Source organism: Rahnella victoriana, from assembly GCF_004330295.1.
Lineage (GTDB): Bacteria > Pseudomonadota > Gammaproteobacteria > Enterobacterales > Enterobacteriaceae > Rahnella > Rahnella victoriana.
In genome coordinates this window covers 286,525-306,306 of sequence record NZ_SJOJ01000002.1, presented here as the reverse complement: position 1 = coordinate 306,306, position 19,782 = coordinate 286,525, and the positions used below count along the sequence as shown (strand labels likewise).

19 protein-coding genes are annotated in these 19,782 nt (G+C 55.1%); 8 read left to right on the top strand and 11 right to left on the bottom strand.

Annotated features, from left to right (window positions below; all coding sequences use genetic code 11):
- Window positions 1-94: 94 nt before the first annotated feature.
- From EYY67_RS03140 to EYY67_RS03120, 5 genes are all read right to left on the bottom strand, one after another.
- The gene (locus EYY67_RS03140) at window positions 95-1,189 is read right to left on the bottom strand and encodes an ABC transporter ATP-binding protein (RefSeq protein ID WP_119826094.1); all 1,095 of its coding nucleotides are present in this window, start codon (window positions 1,187-1,189) and stop codon (window positions 95-97) included.
- Window positions 1,190-2,143, bottom strand: a complete 954-nt coding sequence (locus EYY67_RS03135; RefSeq protein WP_131692814.1) for a carbohydrate kinase family protein — start codon at window positions 2,141-2,143, stop codon at window positions 1,190-1,192. It lies immediately after the preceding gene.
- A gap of 26 nt (window positions 2,144-2,169) precedes the next feature.
- Window positions 2,170-3,009, bottom strand: a complete 840-nt coding sequence (locus EYY67_RS03130) for a carbohydrate ABC transporter permease (protein WP_131692813.1) — start codon at window positions 3,007-3,009, stop codon at window positions 2,170-2,172.
- On the bottom strand, window positions 3,006-3,908 hold the full coding sequence (locus EYY67_RS03125) for a carbohydrate ABC transporter permease (RefSeq protein ID WP_095922065.1): 903 nt from the start codon (window positions 3,906-3,908) through the stop codon (window positions 3,006-3,008). The genes EYY67_RS03130 and EYY67_RS03125 overlap by 4 nt, the downstream gene beginning before the upstream one ends.
- 62 nt (window positions 3,909-3,970) lie before the next feature.
- Window positions 3,971-5,221: an extracellular solute-binding protein gene (locus tag EYY67_RS03120; RefSeq protein ID WP_095922064.1), complete on the bottom strand. Its 1,251-nt coding sequence runs from the start codon at window positions 5,219-5,221 to the stop codon at window positions 3,971-3,973.
- Between the two features lie 308 nt (window positions 5,222-5,529).
- On the opposite strand from EYY67_RS03120, the gene EYY67_RS03115 reads away from it, so the two are divergent.
- The 6 genes from EYY67_RS03115 to xdhC all read left to right on the top strand — a co-directional run bounded on the left by EYY67_RS03115 (window position 5,530) and on the right by xdhC (window position 13,539).
- Complete coding sequence (locus tag EYY67_RS03115) at window positions 5,530-6,702, top strand: ROK family transcriptional regulator (RefSeq protein WP_195817518.1); 1,173 nt, start codon at window positions 5,530-5,532, stop codon at window positions 6,700-6,702.
- Window positions 6,703-6,804: 102 nt separating this feature from the next.
- Complete coding sequence (gene guaD, locus EYY67_RS03110; protein WP_095922063.1) at window positions 6,805-8,157, top strand: guanine deaminase; 1,353 nt, start codon at window positions 6,805-6,807, stop codon at window positions 8,155-8,157.
- Window positions 8,154-8,822 carry a TetR family transcriptional regulator C-terminal domain-containing protein gene (locus EYY67_RS03105; RefSeq protein ID WP_119826088.1) on the top strand — a complete coding sequence of 223 codons (669 nt, stop codon included), beginning with the start codon at window positions 8,154-8,156 and terminating at the stop codon, window positions 8,820-8,822. Before guaD ends, EYY67_RS03105 begins: the two co-directional genes overlap by 4 nt.
- Window positions 8,823-8,937: 115 nt before the next feature.
- Window positions 8,938-10,341: a xanthine dehydrogenase small subunit gene (gene xdhA / locus EYY67_RS03100; protein WP_131692812.1), complete on the top strand. Its 1,404-nt coding sequence runs from the start codon at window positions 8,938-8,940 to the stop codon at window positions 10,339-10,341.
- Complete coding sequence (gene xdhB, locus EYY67_RS03095) at window positions 10,334-12,733, top strand: xanthine dehydrogenase molybdopterin binding subunit (RefSeq protein WP_131692811.1); 2,400 nt, start codon at window positions 10,334-10,336, stop codon at window positions 12,731-12,733. The genes xdhA and xdhB overlap by 8 nt, the downstream gene beginning before the upstream one ends.
- 11 nt (window positions 12,734-12,744) lie before the next feature.
- Window positions 12,745-13,539 carry a xanthine dehydrogenase accessory protein XdhC gene (xdhC, locus tag EYY67_RS03090; protein WP_131692810.1) on the top strand — a complete coding sequence of 265 codons (795 nt, stop codon included), beginning with the start codon at window positions 12,745-12,747 and terminating at the stop codon, window positions 13,537-13,539.
- Here xdhC and EYY67_RS03085 read toward each other — a convergent pair.
- Both EYY67_RS03085 and EYY67_RS03080 read right to left on the bottom strand, forming a co-directional pair.
- A complete protein-coding gene (locus tag EYY67_RS03085) occupies window positions 13,523-13,825 on the bottom strand; it encodes a helix-turn-helix domain-containing protein (RefSeq protein ID WP_131692809.1) in 303 nt (100 codons plus the stop codon). The genes xdhC and EYY67_RS03085 overlap by 17 nt on opposite strands.
- The gene (locus tag EYY67_RS03080) at window positions 13,822-14,148 is read right to left on the bottom strand and encodes a type II toxin-antitoxin system RelE/ParE family toxin (protein WP_131692808.1); all 327 of its coding nucleotides are present in this window, start codon (window positions 14,146-14,148) and stop codon (window positions 13,822-13,824) included. The genes EYY67_RS03085 and EYY67_RS03080 overlap by 4 nt, the downstream gene beginning before the upstream one ends.
- Window positions 14,149-14,472: 324 nt before the next feature.
- On the opposite strand from EYY67_RS03080, the gene EYY67_RS03075 reads away from it, so the two are divergent.
- The gene (locus EYY67_RS03075; RefSeq protein WP_229921044.1) at window positions 14,473-15,069 is read left to right on the top strand and encodes a dual specificity protein phosphatase family protein; all 597 of its coding nucleotides are present in this window, start codon (window positions 14,473-14,475) and stop codon (window positions 15,067-15,069) included.
- 38 nt (window positions 15,070-15,107) lie between these two features.
- Here EYY67_RS03075 and EYY67_RS03070 read toward each other — a convergent pair whose 3' ends face one another.
- Window positions 15,108-15,716 (bottom strand): hypothetical protein, encoded by a 609-nt coding sequence (locus EYY67_RS03070; RefSeq protein ID WP_131692806.1) that lies wholly within the window; start codon window positions 15,714-15,716, stop codon window positions 15,108-15,110.
- A 266-nt stretch (window positions 15,717-15,982) separates the two neighbouring features.
- On the opposite strand from EYY67_RS03070, the gene EYY67_RS03065 reads away from it, so the two are divergent.
- The gene (locus tag EYY67_RS03065; protein WP_095922055.1) at window positions 15,983-16,678 is read left to right on the top strand and encodes a GntR family transcriptional regulator; all 696 of its coding nucleotides are present in this window, start codon (window positions 15,983-15,985) and stop codon (window positions 16,676-16,678) included.
- A 54-nt stretch (window positions 16,679-16,732) separates the two neighbouring features.
- Here EYY67_RS03065 and fetB read toward each other — a convergent pair whose 3' ends face one another.
- The 3 genes from fetB to EYY67_RS03050 all read right to left on the bottom strand — a co-directional run bounded on the left by fetB (window position 16,733) and on the right by EYY67_RS03050 (window position 19,768).
- Entirely contained in the window at window positions 16,733-17,506 is a 774-nt protein-coding gene (gene fetB, locus EYY67_RS03060; protein WP_131692805.1) for an iron efflux ABC transporter permease subunit FetB, read from the bottom strand.
- On the bottom strand, window positions 17,499-18,164 hold the full coding sequence (gene fetA / locus EYY67_RS03055) for an iron efflux ABC transporter ATP-binding subunit FetA (RefSeq protein ID WP_131692804.1): 666 nt from the start codon (window positions 18,162-18,164) through the stop codon (window positions 17,499-17,501). Before fetA ends, fetB begins: the two co-directional genes overlap by 8 nt.
- Window positions 18,165-18,232: 68 nt before the next feature.
- Window positions 18,233-19,768, bottom strand: coding sequence for a YdgA family protein (locus EYY67_RS03050; RefSeq protein WP_131692803.1), 1,536 nt, complete (start codon window positions 19,766-19,768; stop codon window positions 18,233-18,235).
- Window positions 19,769-19,782 lie beyond the last annotated feature (14 nt).

Sequence of the window (19,782 nt, the reverse complement as noted above, 5' to 3'; positions counted from 1 at the left end):
TGAAATAAGCAAAGACTGAGCATAACCCATCGGGGAAACGCGTCAACGGCGTTTTGCGGTCTCCCCCGGAAAACGGGGGAGACGCAGTGGCGTGTTAACGGTGATCTTCCGCCAGACGTTCGCCTGTCGCCGCATCAAACAGGTGGATCGCCTCACTGTTGGCGTCGAGATAAAGCGGCTGATCGGCGCTGACGCGGGCGCGTCCGGCAAACTGAACATGCAACGGGAATCCGCTCCAGTCGATATGCAGCAGGCTGCTTTCGCCGGTCACTTCCAGCAGACGCAACGTCGCCGCAGGCTGGACGCTGTGCTGCACCGGTCTCAAATCATGCGGACGCAGACCCAGGGTGACAGCCTGACCTTCAGAATGCCGCGCCTGTAACGCCCATTTCTCCGGCAGCGCAAACCACAACTGATCGCAGGTCACGCCCGGCTGACCGTCGATATTCTGGAACACGCCGCTGAGCAGATTCATCGGCGGCGAGCCGATAAACCGCGCCACAAAGGTATTGACCGGTTTGTCATAAATCGACAGCGGATCGCCCTGTTGCACGATAAAACCGTCTTTCATCACCACGATATTATCGGCAAGAGTCATGGCTTCGATCTGGTCGTGCGTCACGTACACCGTGGTGGTGCGGAACTGCTGATGCAGTGATTTGATTTCAGCGCGCAGCTCCATACGCAACTGGGCGTCAAGGTTGGACAGCGGTTCGTCAAACAGAAACACTTTCGGATTACGCACCAGCGCACGCCCCATGGCGACACGCTGGCGCTGGCCGCCGGACAGATCCTTCGGCAGGCGTTTCAGTAAATGGTCGATGCCCAGCACTTTGGCGGCCTGTTGCACTTTGGCCTGCTGTTCGGCTTTCGGCACTTTCTTCACCTGCATGTGAAATGCCATGTTTTCGGCCACGGTCAGGTGCGGATACAGCGCGTAACTCTGGAACACCATGGCGATATCACGATCGGCCGGATCGAAATTATTGATCTGCTGTTTGTCGAGCAGAATGTCACCGTCAGACAGCGATTCCAGCCCGGCCAGCAGGCGCAGTAAGGTGGATTTTCCGCAGCCCGACGGGCCGACCAGTACGGTGAAACTGCCGTCCGGGATGGTCAGATCCAGCGGTTTCAGCACCTGCACTTTGCCATAATGTTTGGCCACTTTTACCAGTTCTACCAGAGCCATTTAGATTTTCTCCACAAGGCCAGAAAGCGATTGCCAGTCAGGATAACGGCGCGGGGAACTGCTGATGGCACAACCGGCCACGCGGACACCCCATTGCAGCGCCGTGGCAGGCGGCAGGCCATAAATCAGCGCGGATAAAAATCCGGCGTTAAAACTGTCTCCGGCACCGATGGTATCCACCACCTCTACCGGTTCGGCGTGCTGATGCAGCGTCAGGTTGCGGCTCCACAGACGTGCGCCGTCCGGGCCGCATTTCGCCACGCAAAATGCCTTTGCAGCCATCTTTCCCAGAAGATGATATGCGGCCTCGTCGAGCGTGGCGGAGTCCGCCAGCCCGAGAGTTTCGACTTCATTGAGCAGCAGGGCATCGCAATGCGGCAGCCAGTTCGCCGCCTGATCCCGCAGGGCATCGCTCCAGTCTTCCGGCGGCCAGCCACTGTCGACTGCCACCCGATAACCGCGCGCTCTGAGCTGTGCCAGCAGTTGCGGATAGTCGGCATACAGCGCGGTACACAGCCAGGTGCCGCACAACAATATCCAGTCACCGGCCTGAGCGGTGTCCGGGATTTGCCCCAGCACATCCTGCATGGAGAGGCGGACGATATGCCCCTGATTGCTGAAAAACGTCCGTTCGTGATCGGGATGCGTCACGCCAAATGTCAGCGAGGTTTCGCAGTCACAGGTCGGCCAGCCTGATGCGCTTTCCGGGAACATGCCCGCCAGCCAGCCGCTGAACTGATCGTTGCCCTGATTCGCCACCAGACGAAAAGGCGAACCCAGCGCGGACAGCGCCAGTGCACAGTTTCCTGCTGAACCGCCGGGGCGTAAGGAACTGCTTTCGAGCATCGCTTCGGTGCCTTTTTTCGGCCATTCATGCAGCGTGCTCATGATCAAATCCACGTTAATGTTGCCCGCCACATACAGCGTGGCGCGGGTTTCAGGTTGTGTTGTCATTGATGAGAATTCCCTTAGGGTCATAATCAGCCTTTGCTGCCGCCGGCGGTTAACCCGCTGACCATGGTTTTTTGCAGCCAGAGCGCAATGAAGAGCGGCGGAATGGCCGCAAGAATACCGACAGCGGCAATCAGGCCGTCGTCAGTGGCGCGCCCGGCGGTGAATCCGGCAATGGTAACCGGCAACGTCTGGGCATCGATATTGTTGGTAAACAGCAAGGCGTAGAAAAATTCATCCCAGGCCAGCAGCCAGCCAAACATGGCCGACGCGCCCAGCGCCGGTTTGGCCAGCGGCAGGGTGATGCGCAGCAATACCTGCCAGTAACGCAGGCCGTCGAGGCGGGAAGCCTGCTCGATATCCACCGGCAGCGCATCGAACTGGTTTTTCAGCATCCACGTCAGGAACGGCAGGATCATCGAGCAATAGACCAGAATCAGCCCGAGGTGAGTATTCAGCAGCGTCAGTTGTTGCAGAATGAAATACAGCGGCAGCACAAACGCCACCGGCGGCACCATGTAAATCGCCAGACTGCCAAACAGCCAGCCGTCACGACCGGGATAACGCGAAAAGCTGTAGGCTGCCGGTATCGCCAGCAGCAACGACACCAGTGTGGCACCGCAGGCCACCAGCACACTGTTGCCGAGCGCATGCAGGAACAGCGCGCCGGGCGTGCCGGCCTGTAAAGTCAGCAGGCTGGCGTAACGGCTGAAATCCCAGTGACGCGGCAGCCATTCCAGCGGAATGCGGGTCAGATCTTCCGCCGAGCTGACGCTCATCAGGAACATCCACAGCAATGGCGCAAGAATGGACACCGCCAGCACCAGCGCGGCGACATAACGTAAAACGAGGCGGATTTTCTGTTTCATTCGCTGCTCCCTGAACGGCGCTGGCGCAGTAACATCACCATATAAATCATGATCAGCAGGGCGCAGATCAGTGTCATCAGTATCGCGTAAGCGGCGCCGCTACCGGCGCGCAGATAGCTGAACGATTCCTGATAAACAAAGAAGCTGACCGTTTTGGTGCTGTCGAGCGGGCCGCCACGGGTCATGACATAAATGATGTCGAAGATTTTAAAAGCATCGATGGTGCGCAGGATCAGCGCGACAGCCAGCGGTGCCGCAATCGCCGGTAAGGTGATTTTACGGAAACGGCGGAAAGCTGATGCACCGTCAAGCCGCGCCGCTTCGAACAGGTCCTCCGGAATGGTTTGTAACGCCGCCAGCACCAGCAGGGTGATCAGCGGGTAGTTCTTCCAGATATCGGCGAACATCACGGCATTGATGGCGGAGGCGGGATCGCCGAGCCAGCTGCGGTAGGCATCAATCAGACCGAGCTGAGAAAGCAGGGCGTTGATGCTGCCGTAATCCGGATTAAAGTTCAGCCGCCACATCGTGGCGTTGACGATGGTCGGCAATGCCCAGGGTAAAATGACCAGCACGCGCAGGGCACTGCGCCCCCAAAATGGCTGGTTAAGTAACAGGGCCACCAGCACGCCGATGATGCCTTCAATCACGACAGACACGACGGTGAAATACAGCGTCCGCCACAGTGCGGCGCGAAAATCCGGATCCGTCAGTGCATAGATAAAATTCTCGCTGCCCACCCAGTTGGGGGCGGAACCGTCACCGATCAGACCGGCATCGGTAAAGCTGAGCCACAACGTCCGGGCGAGAGGCCAGGCGGTGAGTAAAAACATCATTACAAGCATGGGCGCCAGAAGCAGCCAGGCTTGTCGTTTCTCGCGTTGGGGTAATGTCAGCATATCTTTTCCCAGCCCGTCCGGCCGAAACCGGGCGGGCTTAATTGTCGTGTTGGCTTTAAAACTTAACGTAAACGGTCAGCGGCTTTGGTCGCGGCTTCCATACCGTCCTGTGCCGGGGTTTTACCCTGCAATACCGCCTGAATGTTTTGCTGCAAAATGTTGGAAAGACGGGAGTAATCCGCCGTCACCGGGCGCGACAGCATCACATTCAGCGAGGTTTTGGCTGCGGCAATCAGCTGCTCCTGATCTTTCTGCACCGCCGGATCTTCATAAGACGATTTCCAGATTGGCAGGCTCAGTTTGGCGTATTTGTTCTGCACCGGCTGCGAGGTCATGTAGCTGATGTATTCCCATGCCTGATCCGGATGCGCGCTGGCTTTGGCGATGCCCAGACCCATCGATCCGTTAACGCCGGACGCGCCGCCTGCGGTTTCACCCGGCGCAGGCACCACGCCGACATCCCCGGCGACTTTGCTCTGTTTCGGGTCGTTCGCCATGTTGTACATGTAAGTCCAGTTCAGCGCGAAAGCGGCATCGCCGTTGGAGAAGGATTTACGCACATCCTCTTCCAGATACTCACGCGAGTTCGGGTTGGTCAGCCCTTTATCCAGCGTCTCTTTCATGTAGCTGATGGCTTTCATTGCGCCGGGATTGGTGAAGTTCAGCTTGCCGTCTTTATAGAAATCACCTTTAAACGCGGAAACCAGGGTGGTGTAGTCGCACAACAACGCTTCCGACTGCGACCAGCTCCAGACCAGCGGGTATTTGACGATGCCTTTTTCTTTCAGGATCGCAGATTGCTTTTCAACGTCAGCCCAGGTGGCGGGCGGGGTGGTGATCCCGGCTTTGGCCAGCATGGCTTTGTTGTAATACAAATATTTGGTGTCGAGGATCCACGGCATTCCCCAGCGTTTGTCTTTGTAGGTCACGGTGGAAATGGCACCGTCAAAAATCTTGTTGCTTTCTTCGGCCGGAATACGCGCCGTGACATCCTGCAACAGGCCGTATTTGTTAAATTCCGCAGGCCAGATGGCATCGAATAGCACCACGTCATAGCCTTTATCACCGGCACCGCGTGCGGCCACGATTTTGTCGTGCAGCGCTTCATACGGCACAAATTCCAGATTCACTTTGATGTCGGGATGCTGTTTGGTGAAATCCGCCGTCATCGCGCGGATATCCGCTTCGCTGTAGGCCGCCTGAGTCATAAACAGGGCGCTGAGTGTGGTGTCGGCCAGCGCGCTGGCGGTGTATCCCAACGTCAGGGCAGAGAGGGCGCACAAGGTGGCCGCAGGGGTAAATCGTAGGCTCATCGTCATTCTCCGAAACAGGGTTAAGTTTATTAAATCAATTTGATTGCTTTAATCGGCTAAAAAAAATGGGAAGGCATAGTTCTGCCAGTCCCTGCGTCCCTGCCGGATTGTGCTACTGGATCTGAAGGTGAATCTTAAAAACATTGGAAAGCGAATAGTGATTGGCGATTATTATTAACATGCCAATAACATTCAAAGCTGTGATGGCACCGTCATATTTATATTCTGTCATTTATAAAATCAATTTGATTGCTGTAATCCGTGACAGCATACTTGCCCGCAAGGTCTTCACCGTGGAGAGGGACGTGATAACAACTTCTGGCACCAATCTTGAGCACGCCCGTGCGCACAATCGTCGGGTGGTGATCGAAGCCATTCGCCTTAATGGTGAACTGACCCGCGCCGAAATCGCGCGGCTGACGTCGCTCACACCACAGACCGTCTCCAACATTGCCACTGAACTTGAGCAGGCGGGCATTCTGTCCTCCCATCTGCCGCGCCGGGCGGGCGGACGTGGTCAACCAGCAACGCCACTGACACTCAATCCTGACAGCGCCTATTCCATCGGCATCCATCTTGATCATCAGTCGCTGCTGATTGTGCTGGTGGATCTCACCGGGACTGTCCGCTTTCGCAAACTGATCCATGTGCAGAAACCGCAGCCAGAGCCCACGCTGGCTCTGATTGATCAGGTTCTGCAAGAAATGCGCCAACAGGTGAAAATAGACTGGCGAAAAATATTGGGGGTGGGCGTGGTGATGCCGGGGCCGTTTGGCGTGGAGGGGATCTCCTCGCAAGGCCCGACCACGCTGCACGGTTGGGATAACGTTGATATTGAAGCGCGTTTGAGCGCGGCGACCGGCTGGCCGGTCACGCTGGAAAACGATGCGACGGTGGCGGCGATCGGTGAACGCTTTCACGGCGTCGCCAAGCAATTATCGTCTTTTGTGTATCTGTATATCGGCACCGGACTGGGCGCGGGCATCTTCACCGACGGGCGAATTTACACCGGTCATGCACACAATGCGGGCGAGGTCGGCCACATTGTGGTGCAACCGGGCGGCCGCGAATGCTATTGCGGCAACAAAGGCTGCCTCGAACGTTATGTTTCTTTGCAGGCGGCGTACGAAGCCTGCGGTCTGGATCCGATGTCGGCCATGCCCGAAGATCTGCTGAAAGTCGATGAGGCGCTGTTCGAGAAATGGCTGGATACTGCCGCCGAACCGGCGTTACAGGCCATCAATATTATGGAATGTGTGTTCGATGCGCAGAGTGTGATTATCGGCGGCACCATGCCTAAGCCGCTGGTGGAGAAGCTGATTAAGCGCCTGACGCCATTGTATAATTCGGTGCGCAGCCGCTATGCGCAAAGTGCGCGTATCCGCCTGGGAATGTCCGGCAGCGACACTGCTGCGCTGGGTGCGGCGGCGCTACCCATTTTTGACGAGTTCAATCCCCGGTACGAAGTCCTGCTGAAATAAAAAACATCCGGATGGTCTGACCGATCGGTCAGATTTGGCATAAGCTTTGCAAATGTTCTGTTATCAATCATGAACGAGAATGTTGCAGAGAAGGACCATGCCATGAGTCAGATCATCACCCGCGCCGTCCGCGGAAATTTCTTCGATATCCGTGAGCCGGTGTTAACGCCGGAAGATTTTGAAGCGCAGGTGCGTTATATCGAAGACGGCCTGATGCTGCTGAGCGGCGGGACGATCGTCTGGCTGGGAAGCTGGCAGGAAGGCGAGGGCAAGCTGGCGCTGGCACACAAAACCGCCGCGCTGGAAATCGACGATTATCGCGACAAGCTGATCGTGCCGGGCTTTGTCGATACCCATATCCACTATCCGCAAACCGAAATGATCGGCGCGTACGGTGAGCAACTGCTCGAATGGCTGACGCGCTACACCTTCCCGACCGAACAACAATATCACTGCGCGGATTACGCGAAGCGCATGTCGAAATTCTTCATCAGTCAGCTACTGCTTAACGGCACCACCACCGCGCTGGTGTTTGGCACCGTGCATCCGCAGTCAGTCGATGCCTTATTTAAAGAAGCCTCTGACATCAATATGCGCCTGGTAGCGGGCAAAGTAATGATGGACAAAAACGCCCCCGACGCCCTGCTGGAAACCCCGGAAGACAGTGAACGCGATACGCGTCAGTTGATTACGCGCTGGCATAACCGCCAGCGCCTGAGCTATGCGCTGACGCCACGTTTTGCGCCGACGTCTTCGCCGGAACTGCTGCAAAAAGTGCGTATGCTCCGGCAGGAATTTCCGGATGTTTACATGCATACCCATCTCAGCGAAAACGTCGCTGAATTGTCGTGGGTAAAAGAGATGCATCCTGAACATCAGCATTATCTCGACGTTTATCATCAGTACGGGCTGACCGGCGAACGCTGCGTGTTTGCGCATTGTCTGCATCTGGATGACTGCGAGTGGGATTGTCTGCATGACACGGATTCCACCATCGCTTTTTGTCCGACCTCCAACCTGTTTCTGGGCAGCGGGCTGTTCAATTTGCAGAAGTCCTGGCAGAAGCAAATCCGCGTCGGCATGGGGACGGACGTCGGTGCGGGCACCACATTCAACATGCTGGAAACGTTGTCGGAAGCCTACAAAGTCGGCCAGCTTCAGCGTTACCGCTTATCCGCATTCGAAGCCTTCTATCACGCCACGCTGGGCGGCGCGAGGGCGCTGCATCTTGACGACAAAATTGGCAATTTCAACGCCGGGAAGGAGGCCGATTTCGTGGTGCTCGAACCGGGTGTCAGCGCGTTGCAAAAATTACGCGCGACCAACAGCAAAACGCTGGCCGAAAAGCTGTTTGTGCTGATGACGCTGGGTGATGACCGCAATGTGTATTGCACCTACGTGGACGGCGAGCGGGTTTATGCCCGGGATGCCCGGCAGGAGGCGCTATCAGCATGATGAACAATGATACCGGCGGTAAAGTCCGCATTGCCCGTGAGCGCACGCTGGAAAATATTCACGCGGCAGCGATTGCAGAGTTCAGCGAAAAGGGTTTTCAGGGTGCGACCACGCAGGCTATCGCTCAACGGGCGGGGATCAAAAAGGCCCAACTGCATTATTACATCGCGGGCAAAGAAGAACTGTACGAAGAACTGCTGCAAAAAGTGCTGAAAGTCTGGGGCGATATCATTCAGTTCGACCCGTCACTCAGCGAACCGCAGGCGGTGCTCAGCCGCTATATCCGTAACAAGCTGAATTTCTCGTTTGATCAGCCGGAGCTGTCGCGCATTTTCACCAGTGAGGTGCTCGGCGGCGGTCACTATTTGCAGAAATACTGGCCGCAGGCCACACAGAACATCATTGGCAAAGAGAACCTGATCCATCAGTGGATCGTGCAGGGCAAAATCCGTGCGCTGGATGCCCGTCTGTTCATCATGCATATCTGGGCAGTCACGCAGTATTACGCCGATTTCGCGGTGCAGGTGAAACATATGTACGGCAATTTTGAAGGCGATGACCAGGCGCGTGAGCACATTATCGATGAGGTCACGACACTGATTCTGAATGGCTGTAAAGCCTTTGCTCCTCCCCCTGCGAAGGGGGAGGACGGGAGGGGGTATTAAGGGCTGACACCCGGTTAAAGCACACTTCAACTCTTTGATTTTGCTTTAATACCCCACCCCAGCCCTCCCCTTCGCAGGGGAGGGAGCAAACCAGTGATTTTTGAAGGATATGATCATGATCCAATTTCTGATGAACGGCAGGATCCACACAGAAAATCTGCCCGATGACACGACGGTATTACAGTATCTGCGCCGTGAGGCGGGCCGTTGCGGTACCAAAGAAGGTTGCGCCTCCGGTGACTGCGGTGCCTGTACCGTGGTGCTGGCTGAAGCGCAGGGCGATACGCTGCAATACCGCGCCGTCAATGCCTGTCTGACCTTTATGCCTGCCGTGCATGGCAAGCAACTGATCACGGTGGAAGATCTTAAACATCATGGCGAACTGCATCATGTGCAGCAGGCGATGGTCGATAACCACGCCTCGCAATGCGGATTTTGTACGCCGGGTTTTGTGATGTCATTGTTTGCGATGGAAAAAAGTAAACCCGTTTTCTCCGTGGAAGGCGTGCAGGAAACCCTTTCCGGCAACCTTTGCCGCTGCACCGGTTACCGGCCGATCATGGACGCGGCGAAAGCCATTTGTGAAGCGCCGCAGCCGGATCAGTTTGATGCAGATACCCGGCAGACGCTGGAAAAACTCCGCGCGATATCTGCCACTGATCAACCGGTCACGGTGGATGAACTGGCAGAACGTTATCTGGCCCAACCGGATTCCCGGCTGGTGGCTGGCGGCACCGATCTGGCGCTGGAAGTCACGCAGCGTTACCAGCGTATCCCGAAACTGATTTCCCTCAGTCATATCCCTGAACTCAACGCGATTACGCTGACCGGTCAGGCAATTCATATTGGCGCGGCGACACCGCTCAGCGCCTGTATGCCGGTTTTGCACGATGAATTCCCGGCGTTTGGCGAACTGCTTGAACGTTTTGCCTCGCAGCAAATTCGTCATCAGGGCACTTTTGGCGGCAACATCGCTAACGCTTCGCCCATCGGCGACGGCGGCCCGGTGTTACTGGCGCTCGGCGCGTCACTGTTACTGCGTCGCGGAGAAACACAGCGGGAATTACCGCTCGATCAGTTCTTCCTCGGGTATCGCAAAACGGCGTTACAGCCGGGCGAATTCATCGAACAAATACGCATCCCGCGCAATACCTCCGCTGCCCGCCAGTTGCGGGTCTATAAAGTGTCGAAACGGCTGGAAGACGATATTTCAGCGGTGTGCGCGGCGTTGCATATTGAAGTGCAAAACGGCGTGGTGGTGCATGCCCGCGTGGCATTTGGCGGCATGGCGGAAGTGGCGAAGCGGGCTGGGTATTGCGAGGCACAGTTACTCGGCCAGCCGTGGCAAACGGCGACGGTTGAGCAAGCCTGTCAGGCGCTGGATCTGGATTTCACGCCGATCAGTGATTTCCGCGCCAGTCGCGAATATCGCATGCAGGTGGCGAAAAATCTGCTGCGTCGCTGCCATATCGAAATGACGTCTCCGGAAACTCTGATGCGGGTAACACACTATGTCTGAATCCAAACCCTTACTTTCTCAGGCTGAGATGGAAGCCCGTTTTCGCGCAGGCCTGCAGAGCGGCGTCGGCAAAAGCCAGAAACACGAAAGCGCGGATAAACATGTCAGCGGCGAGGCGGTGTATGTCGACGACCGGCTGGAATTCCCCAATCAGTTGCATCTTGTGCCGCTGCTCAGTCCGCACGCTCACGCGGAAATTGTGTCCATCAATACCGAACCTTGTTATGGCGTACCGGGCGTGGTGCGGGTAATGACCGCCGGCGATGTGCCGGGCAATCCGGACATCGCGCCACTGACTCACGGTGATCCGCTGATGGCGCAGGGCACGGTGCAGTATGTTGGCCAGATTGTGCTGGTGGTTGCCGCAACGTCAATGGAAGCCGCACGCGCAGCGGTGGCCCTGGCGAAAGTGGAGTATCAGCCACGCGACGCGGTACTGACGGTCAAACAGGCGCTGGCGCTGGAACATTACGTGGAAGAACCGCACCAGCATAAACGGGGTGACGCCGAAATGGCGCTGGCCTGTGCGCCGCACCGTTTGCAGGGTGAACTGGAAATTGGCGGTCAGGAGCATTTTTATCTCGAAACGCAGATTGCTTCCGTCATGCCGGGTGAAGATGGCGCGATGCTGGTGTACAGCTCGACGCAACATCCGACAGAAGTGCAAAAGCTGGTCGCGTCGGTACTGGGTGTGCCGATGCATAAAGTGGTGGTTGATATGCGCCGCATGGGCGGGGGATTTGGTGGCAAAGAAACACAGGCGGCAGGCACTGCATGTCTGGCGGCCCTGGCGGCGCACCTCACCGGACGCCCCGCGAAAATGCGTCTGGCCCGTCAGGATGACATGCTGATCACCGGCAAGCGCCATCCTTTTCACGTCAGTTATGACGTCGGGTTTACCGATGAGGGCATCATTCATGGGATCGATATCAAACTGGCGGCCAACTGCGGTTATTCGCTGGATCTGTCCGGATCTATCGTCGATCGTGCCATGTTCCATTCTGATAATTCCTATTACCTCGGTGATGCGCTGATTACCGGTTATCGCTGTAAAACCAATATGGCCTCCAATACGGCGTACCGCGGATTTGGCGGCCCGCAGGGGATAGTGGCGATTGAGCACATTGTCGATCACATCGCCCGCGAACTGGGGCTGGATCCGCTGACAGTGCGTAAAAACAATTACTACGGTCAGGAAAGCCGCAACGTTACACATTATCACCAGCCGGTCGGGCAAAATCTGTTGCAGGAAATGACTCAGCATCTGGAAGACAGCGCGGAATACACCGCAAGACGTGACGCTGTCACAGAGTTTAACCACCGCAACCGTTATCTGAAAAAGGGTCTGGCGCTGACGCCGGTAAAATTCGGCATCTCCTTCACCGCCAGTTTTCTCAATCAGGCGGGCGCTCTGGTGCTGGTGTATACCGACGGCAGTATTCAGCTTAATCACGGCGGCACCGAGATGGGACAGGGGCTGAATACCAAAGTGGCGCAGGTGGTGGCGGAAGTGTTTCAGGTTGATATCAGCGCTATTCAGATCACGGCGACCGATACCGGCAAAGTGCCTAACACCTCGCCGACCGCAGCCTCCTCCGGCGCGGATCTTAACGGGAAAGCCGCACAAAACGCGGCCGAAATCATTAAAGGGCGCATGGTTGAGATGCTGATGCGACAGCATGATGCGCAGGAAAAGGACATTGTGTTCAGCAACGGTCAGGTGCGGGTTAAAGATCAATATTTCAGTTTCGGACAGGTCGCCACCCAGTGCTGGCTGAATCAGGTACCGCTTTCCAGCACCGGTTATTACAAAACGCCGAAGATTTTCTATGACCGCAGCAAAGCAGCCGGGCATCCGTTCTACTATTTCTCCTACGGCGCGGCCTGCGCGGAAGTGCTGGTCGACACGCTGACCGGCGAATACAAGTTGCTGCGTGCGGATATTCTGCATGACGTCGGCGACTCGCTGAATCCGGCGATTGATATTGGTCAGGTTGAAGGCGGTTTCGTGCAGGGCATGGGCTGGCTGACCACCGAAGAACTGGTATGGAACGACAAAGGACGTCTGATGACCAGCGGTCCGGCGGCGTATAAGATCCCGGCGATTGGCGATATCCCGCAGGATTTACGTGTCAGGCTGGTGGAGAACCGCAAAAACCCGGAAGACACCGTTTTCCATTCCAAGGCCGTGGGCGAACCGCCTTTTATGCTGGGGATTTCGGTCTGGTGCGCGATCAAAGATGCGGTCGCCAGTCTGGCAAATTACCGCGTTCATCCGCATATCGATGCGCCTGCCACGCCGGAAAGGGTGCTGAATGGGGTGAATCAGTTACGTTTCACGGGTGACATTGTCACTTTTGATACTGTGCTAAACAGCAATGTCACGGGCTAACGGAGGTTCTGATGCGCACTGATGACTGGGTGACCCGTTTACATGAATTACAACGGCGCGGCGAACCCTGTGTGATGGCGACGCTGGTTGATCAGCAAGGTTCCACGCCGCGCGATGCAGGCAGCAAAATGCTGATCACCGCCAGCGAGCAATTTTATACGCTGGGCGGCGGCAATCTTGAGTTTCAGGTCACGGCCATTGCCCGCGAGATGTTGCAGCAGGGGGCGACATCCAGCCGCTTCGAACGTTTTTCATTAGGGGCGCGGCTGGGACAATGCTGCGGAGGCATGGCGTCAGTGTTGCTCGAACCGCTCGGGCAACCGCAGCCGCATGTTGTGGTATATGGCGCAGGGCATGTCGGGCGGGCGCTGGTGAACATTCTCAGCACCTTACCGTGCCGTATCACCTGGGTGGATGCCCGCGCCAGCGAGTTTCCCGCGCAGGTCGATCCGCATATCACCTGCATCATTGATGAGGAACCGGAAGGCACCGTGGCGCAGATGCCCGCAGACAGCTATTTCATGGTGCTGACCCATGATCATCAGCTGGATTTTGCCCTCAGCGAGCGCATTCTCAAGCGGGGGGATTTCCGTTATTTCGGGCTGATCGGTTCAGAGACCAAACGGAAACGCTTCGATTACCGGTTATCGGGGAAAGGAATTACCGGGGAGCAACTGGCAAGCATGCGATGTCCGGTGGGGTTGCCCGATGTACGCGGCAAACTCCCGGCAGAAATAGCCGTAGCGATTGCCGGGGAGTTTATCGCCGCGTATGGTGCGCACAGCAGGATCAGTGGATCTTTTTAAATTCAAAGGTGCCGCCGAGGGCGACGGCATAACGGCTGACAGTATTGAGCGTAGGGCAGGCGGCACCATTTTCAAAGCGACTGATGTTTTGCTTTTTCATGCCGGTGCGTTTTGCAATATCTTCCTGCGTCAGGGATTCTGCAATCCGCATGGCTTTAAGCTCTGCAACCATTTTTTTATGCATTTTGTGGGCAGCATAGGCGGCGACAAATTCGGGATCTTTCATCGCTTCGGCTTTCACCACGCTAAAGGGGATCAGTTCATAGTCGTCATCATCGTCTTTCATACTTCATTCCTTTTGATTGTTTTCATGCGTTTTACAGCCAGGTCTAAATCCTGCTGAGGGGTCTTATCCGTTTTTTTATGCAGTATATGGACGACATAAATACGACGCCCCTTCATAAAAAAGTAAAACGCTCTGCCCAGACCATCCAGACTGGTCACCCGGATCTCGCGTAATCCATTTCCCACATATCTGACCAAAGGCTCTTTGAGATCTGCTCCGCAGACCTCAAGTTCTTCCAGAGCATCAACGACTGCGGCATAAAGTGTCATAGGTAATTTAAGGAGTGCTTTCTTAGCAGCGGGCAATATCGTCACGTCGTACACAATCGCTTTCCTTGCGGTGAAGTATGATTACTCTTTGTTCAAATGAAAAGTAATCATTTATGATTCTTTTTAATCAGGAAGCTGCTTCACAATTTTCCGCCGCCTCCGCCGTTTCATGTTCCCACGAATCCGCATATTGAACGGTTTACCGGGCATAATCAGACGGATGATGTTTTCCTCCGCGACGTCTCGCAAAAAATCACACACGGCAACGCACCATGGCGTGTCCGGCCTTATGAAGTGGTTAAAATGTTCATCATGCGAAGGTTTGAGGTTTTCTAATGTGTTACCGTGCAGGAAATCACTGATGTCAGGAAGATGATAATGACTGATTCCCTACAAATGACACGAAGACAGGCCGAACAGGAAGAAGACGGCAGACCTTTATTGATTAAACTGGTGCCGGTCACCGGACAAGTCCACCGCTGGCTGTATCTGGGTAACGGTCCGGCGGCGCAAGATGCGTATCTGTTGCATCAGCACAACATTACGTCGGCACTGAATATGGCAGTGAATCTGCAACTCGGCGATCTGGCCTTGCCGGATGGCACCTGGCTGCGGCGTACCCAGATCGGGCTGATTGATGGGGCGGGAAATACGGCAAATCATCTGCTGGCCGGTGTGCTGGCGCTGGATGGATTACTCGGGCAGGCCAGCCCCGGTAAAGTAAGCTATCCGCCGCACCGTGCTGCTAATGTGCTGGTGCATTGCCGGGGTGGACGCAGTCGTTCGGTCGCGGTACTGGCGCTGTATTTGTATTTCACGCAACCGGAAAGATTCCCCTCGCCGGAAGCCGCGTTGACATTTTTGCGCCAGTTGCGGGGTCTGGACCCGGCGCATCCGTGCGAACCCTTGCTGACACTGATTCAGCAGGTGGCGGAGTTACCGGTTCAGGGTTGGTTTGGTAAGATTGCAGGGTAAAAAAGCCTGCCCTGTGCGGGCGGGCTTACAGATTATTATTACAGGGTTTTCAGCGGTTCGCTGCGTTGCCAGAAGGCCACGGCAGACCCCAGACACAACAGATACCCCATCAGTTCGGTGCCTTCTTCGACGATATTTTTTACCGTACGCACATATTCACCCTGCATCACGACTTTCCAGATCATGTTCATGCCAAAGACGCGGGAAAACACCAGAATCAGAACCAGTCCGCACACCATATAATGGCAGGCCGGGTGCGCCAGAAAAGCGGACAGCCCGCGCACACTGGTTTTCGGTGTGATACAAGCCCAGCCGACGCAATAGACGGCGAGCAGACTGGCGAAATAGACCCATGAGCCATAATGGATCAGGTCAAAGACGGCATCGAGTTCGCGGATCAGCATACAACCGAAAAACCCCCCGATCAGGATCATGCCACCGCGTAAGGCGGGATGTTTTCTGGCTTGCAGGAAAAAGAGTGCGCTGATGGCCAGCAAGGTCAGTTCCTGAAGAATTTCAGTGGCGGAGATTTCCTGCACTCCGTCTTTAAAGATCGCCACATCCAGCCAGATGACCAGTGCGGTACTTACTGCGCCCAGTGCTAATAACACAAAATTAAGTAAGTGTTTCAAGAGTGTCTGTTTCATTATGGTCCTGTTTTCAATACGTTGGCCTGCACGCCTGACAGCTTCATAACATGACGCTGTGTAGCCTGAGGTGCTGCAAGGATACGTAAGGTCGTAAACAGGGTATTGGGAATGCGTGCTGGAATGATAATTTTGATGAATACTATGTGCTATTTCGTTGCATTTTTTTGAATGATTTGAAACAGCACGTCATTTACTAATGACGAACGGGAACCGTTGGTGTTAGGTTGCACGGAAACCGCCAGAGAGAGGCCATTTAGCAATCCATGAGTACTCAAACTACAACCGCCAAGCAGCTGGAAGTTCAGCGCATTGTCGACGTTCTGTCTAAAGCTATCGCCCGGCAACGCCTGCGTCCGGGAACCCGCCTGGTGGAATCTCAGCTGGTTGACGCGCTCAGTGCCAACCGTAACCATGTTCAGGTGGCGTTACAACGTCTGGCGATGCAGCGCATCGTCACCATCGAGCCGAACCGGGGTGCGATGGTGGCGCAGCCGACGGCCAAAGAAGCGCGTGAAGTGTTTATTGCCCGCCGCGCCATTGAGCGTGCGATTGTCGAAAGCATCGGGGCTGATGTGATCCGCCGTCACCGGCATCGAATCAGTACTCATTTGCGTGGCGAACGTGACGCCGCGCAGTCAGAAGATCGCCGCGCTATCGTGCGTGAATTAAGCGAGTTTCATCTTATTCTCGGCGAGATCTGCGGGAACGACGTACTGAGTGAAATTCTGGCTAACCTGATGGTGCGCAGCTCACTGATTGTGGCGCTTTATCAGCGTAACGAAGTGCCTTCCTGCCAGTGTGATGAGCATCAGGCCATTATTGATGCACTGGAGGCCGGTGATAACACCCATGCGGCGGCGATTATGCAGGAGCATCTGGATGATTTGGAAGGGGTGCTGGATCTTGACGATGAAGCCGCCGGCGAAGTCAACCTGCGTCAGGTGTTGTCCGACTTATAACGCCGGATGAACGGCATGCCCGACACGGTGAAGCGGACGGGCACGCTGATACGATTACGATGACGTCAAATCGCGCAGCTGCGCACGGTCATTATAAAAACGTTTATACGCCAGATAACCGGCAATAATCGTGGAGAGACTGGCGGTCGCCAGCAGCATAAACGTGACCATTATCTGATATTTGATGGCTTTGACCGGGTCGATCCCGGCAAAAATCAAACCTGACATCATGCCCGGCAAACTGACAATTCCCACGGTTTTCGCCGCATCGATGGTCGGGATCATCGCGGCACGAATACTGTCACGGATAATCCGGCCAGACGCCATTTTCACCGGTGCGCCGAGGCTCAGCATCTCGAGGATTTTTTGCTGGTTATCGAGAAAACGCTGGTTCAGATTGCTGTAACACAATCCCACCGCAACCATCGCATTTCCGGCAATCATCCCTGAAATCGGGATCACCTGCATCGGCAGGAACTCTATGGATCCGCTGAGGATCAGGATCGCTAACGTCAGGATGGTGCCGACGGTAATGGCAATAAACGAAATCGTAAATCCGTTATCGATATTGCGGCTGCGTTTCTTCGCATTCAGCGCGGCATTGACGCAGATAAACAGCACCATCAGAACCGTTAACAGGCTGTTATTGATTTCAAAAACAGACTTCAGGACATAACCGACAATCACTAACTGTACGATGGCGCGGCCAACGCTCCAGATGATGTCCTTTTCCAGTCCGAGTTTTTCTTTCTTGCTGACCAGCAGGGCGACAACCACCAGGATCAGCGCGAGGGCCAGAGACTGATTGGTAATATTATGCTCATTCATGAACCGCACTCCCTTGTGAATGGCGGGTCAGGGTAATGACGTTTTTGGCGTGGCGGATCTCGTTCGTATCATGGCTCACCCACAAGACGGCGATCTGCTCTTTTTCCACCAGTCCGGCGATAATGTCGTTGATATTGATTTTATTCTCTTCATCCAGCGCGCTGGTGATTTCATCCAGCAATAAAACATCCGGCATAAACTGTAAATTCCGCAGCAGGGCAACACGTTGCTTCTCGCCGCCGGACAGTTCCTGCGTGCGTTTGGTGAGCATGTCTGCGGATAACTTCACCCGTTCCAGCCAGTTACGCATTTGTTCTTCATCAGGTTTTTTATTGCGGATCTGATAAGGCAGGGCAAGATTATCGTAAACCGTTTCACCAAACAGCGAGGGCGTCTGAAAGCAATAAGACACGCGCTGCCGGTACACTTCGGGTTTGATCTGCGCAATGTCTTCGCCGTTGAAATAAACCTTACCGCCGGTCGGATTTTGCAATGACGCAATAATCTTTAGCAGCGTGCTTTTCCCGCTGCCAGAGGGGCCGGTCAGTAATGTGAATTCACCGGGTTCCAGCGAGAGTGAAACCGGTTCCAGTAAAGGGATATTATTACGCGTAAATGAGACGTCGTGCAGATGGAGAAGGTCGGTGGGGGTGGTCACGCCTGAAATCCTTTGGGATCGGGAGGGATACATTACTCCTCCCCTTTGCAGGGGAGGAGTAAAAACAGTTACTGAGCTGGCGCGGGGGTCGGAACCACTGGCGTTTCCTGCTCCGGAGTAGGTGCTGGCGCTGCTGGCCCGCCCAGGATCCCGAACAGACCTGCAAATTCCTGCAAGGTCATTTTCTGGCCATTCAGGTCAACCTGATTGTCAGCGTAATGGAACGTGCTGGAAATGGTGTCGTCTTTCACGGTAGTCAGTTTAAACATCTGACCCATTGCGGCCAGCCCCTGAACCTGCTGCTGAGCCAGTTTCGCCGCATCGTCAGCGCTGTAGCCTTCCAGCTGCGCAACCTGCGTGGTGACCTGTGTCGCCATCGGCAACGGAATGGTCAGCTTAGCATCCACTTTGTTCACCAGCTGAGACAACATCTGATCCTGTGTCGGTGCCGGTGTTGCGGCCGGATCTTTCAGATCCAGTTGCAGGGTGAAGCTGCTTTCGCCTTTGCTGTTTTTCCAGCTCAGCGGCGCAACGCTGATGCTTGGATTGCCTTTCAGCAACAACGGCAGGTTAGCCAGAAGTAAATCTGCGGCCTGCTGCTGATAGATGGCCGGATCAAGCTGGCCTTGCTGCAACAGCAGGGCGCGGGATTGCTGGTTATAGTTGTCTGCGAATTGCTTCATTGCAGCACCATCCAGTTTATCCAGCTTGAGGGTCAGTTTGGCTGAACCAAAATCCGCACCCTGAATTTTCAGCGCGTCGATGGTGTAATCCTGCTGACCGGCGATGTTATTGCCGTTTTCAGAGAATTTGCTCACCAGTTTGAAGTTATCCAGAGAACCGGCGTCTTTACCGTCTACGTTCACCAGAATTTGCTTAACGGTCAGGTTCTGATCGCCCACGCCAACCTGGAACTTACCTTGTTTGGTGTCGCTGTCCATGCTGAAACCGGCCAGAGTGACTTTCTCAAGCTGTCCCCACTGGTTTTTCGAGGTCAGGGCAATGCTGTCGGTGTTCGCGTCCAGCTTCATGGCGGTCATGTCTTTGTCCACATCGACATTGATTTTGCCGCCGGAGAAGGCCAGCACGCTGTCTTCTTTCTGATAGGTCACCGGAATAATGTCAGCGGCTGAAGCACTCGCGCCACTGTAGGAAACACGCGTATCAATGGTGATCAGCGATTTGCCTTTGGTCACATCAAACAGGCCTTTCACTGTCGGCGTATTTTGCAGTTCTGAATGCACGGACGCCATGCTTGGGATCAGATTGAATTTTTTCAGCTGAGCGGCAGGGAAAGGACCATGATCGATGGTTTCGATGAAGGCAATTTCATCACCGGTTTTCAGCACACTGGTGCCGGCGGTGGCAGCGGCAGGTTCAGGTTGCAGAACGATACGCATTTTGCTGCTGAACAGCCCGCGCTGATAATCCTGATAGCTGACTTTCAGACCGGCTTTCGGATACGCACTTTGCAGCTGGCTGTTGGCTGCGGCAACCTGCTCATCCATATGTTGTTCGATCAGTTTGCCCGTATACCACGAGACGCCTGTCCAGGCCGCGCCAATGACGACAATGACGCTTACAGCGACTAATGACTTCTTCATATCTCTGTTTATCC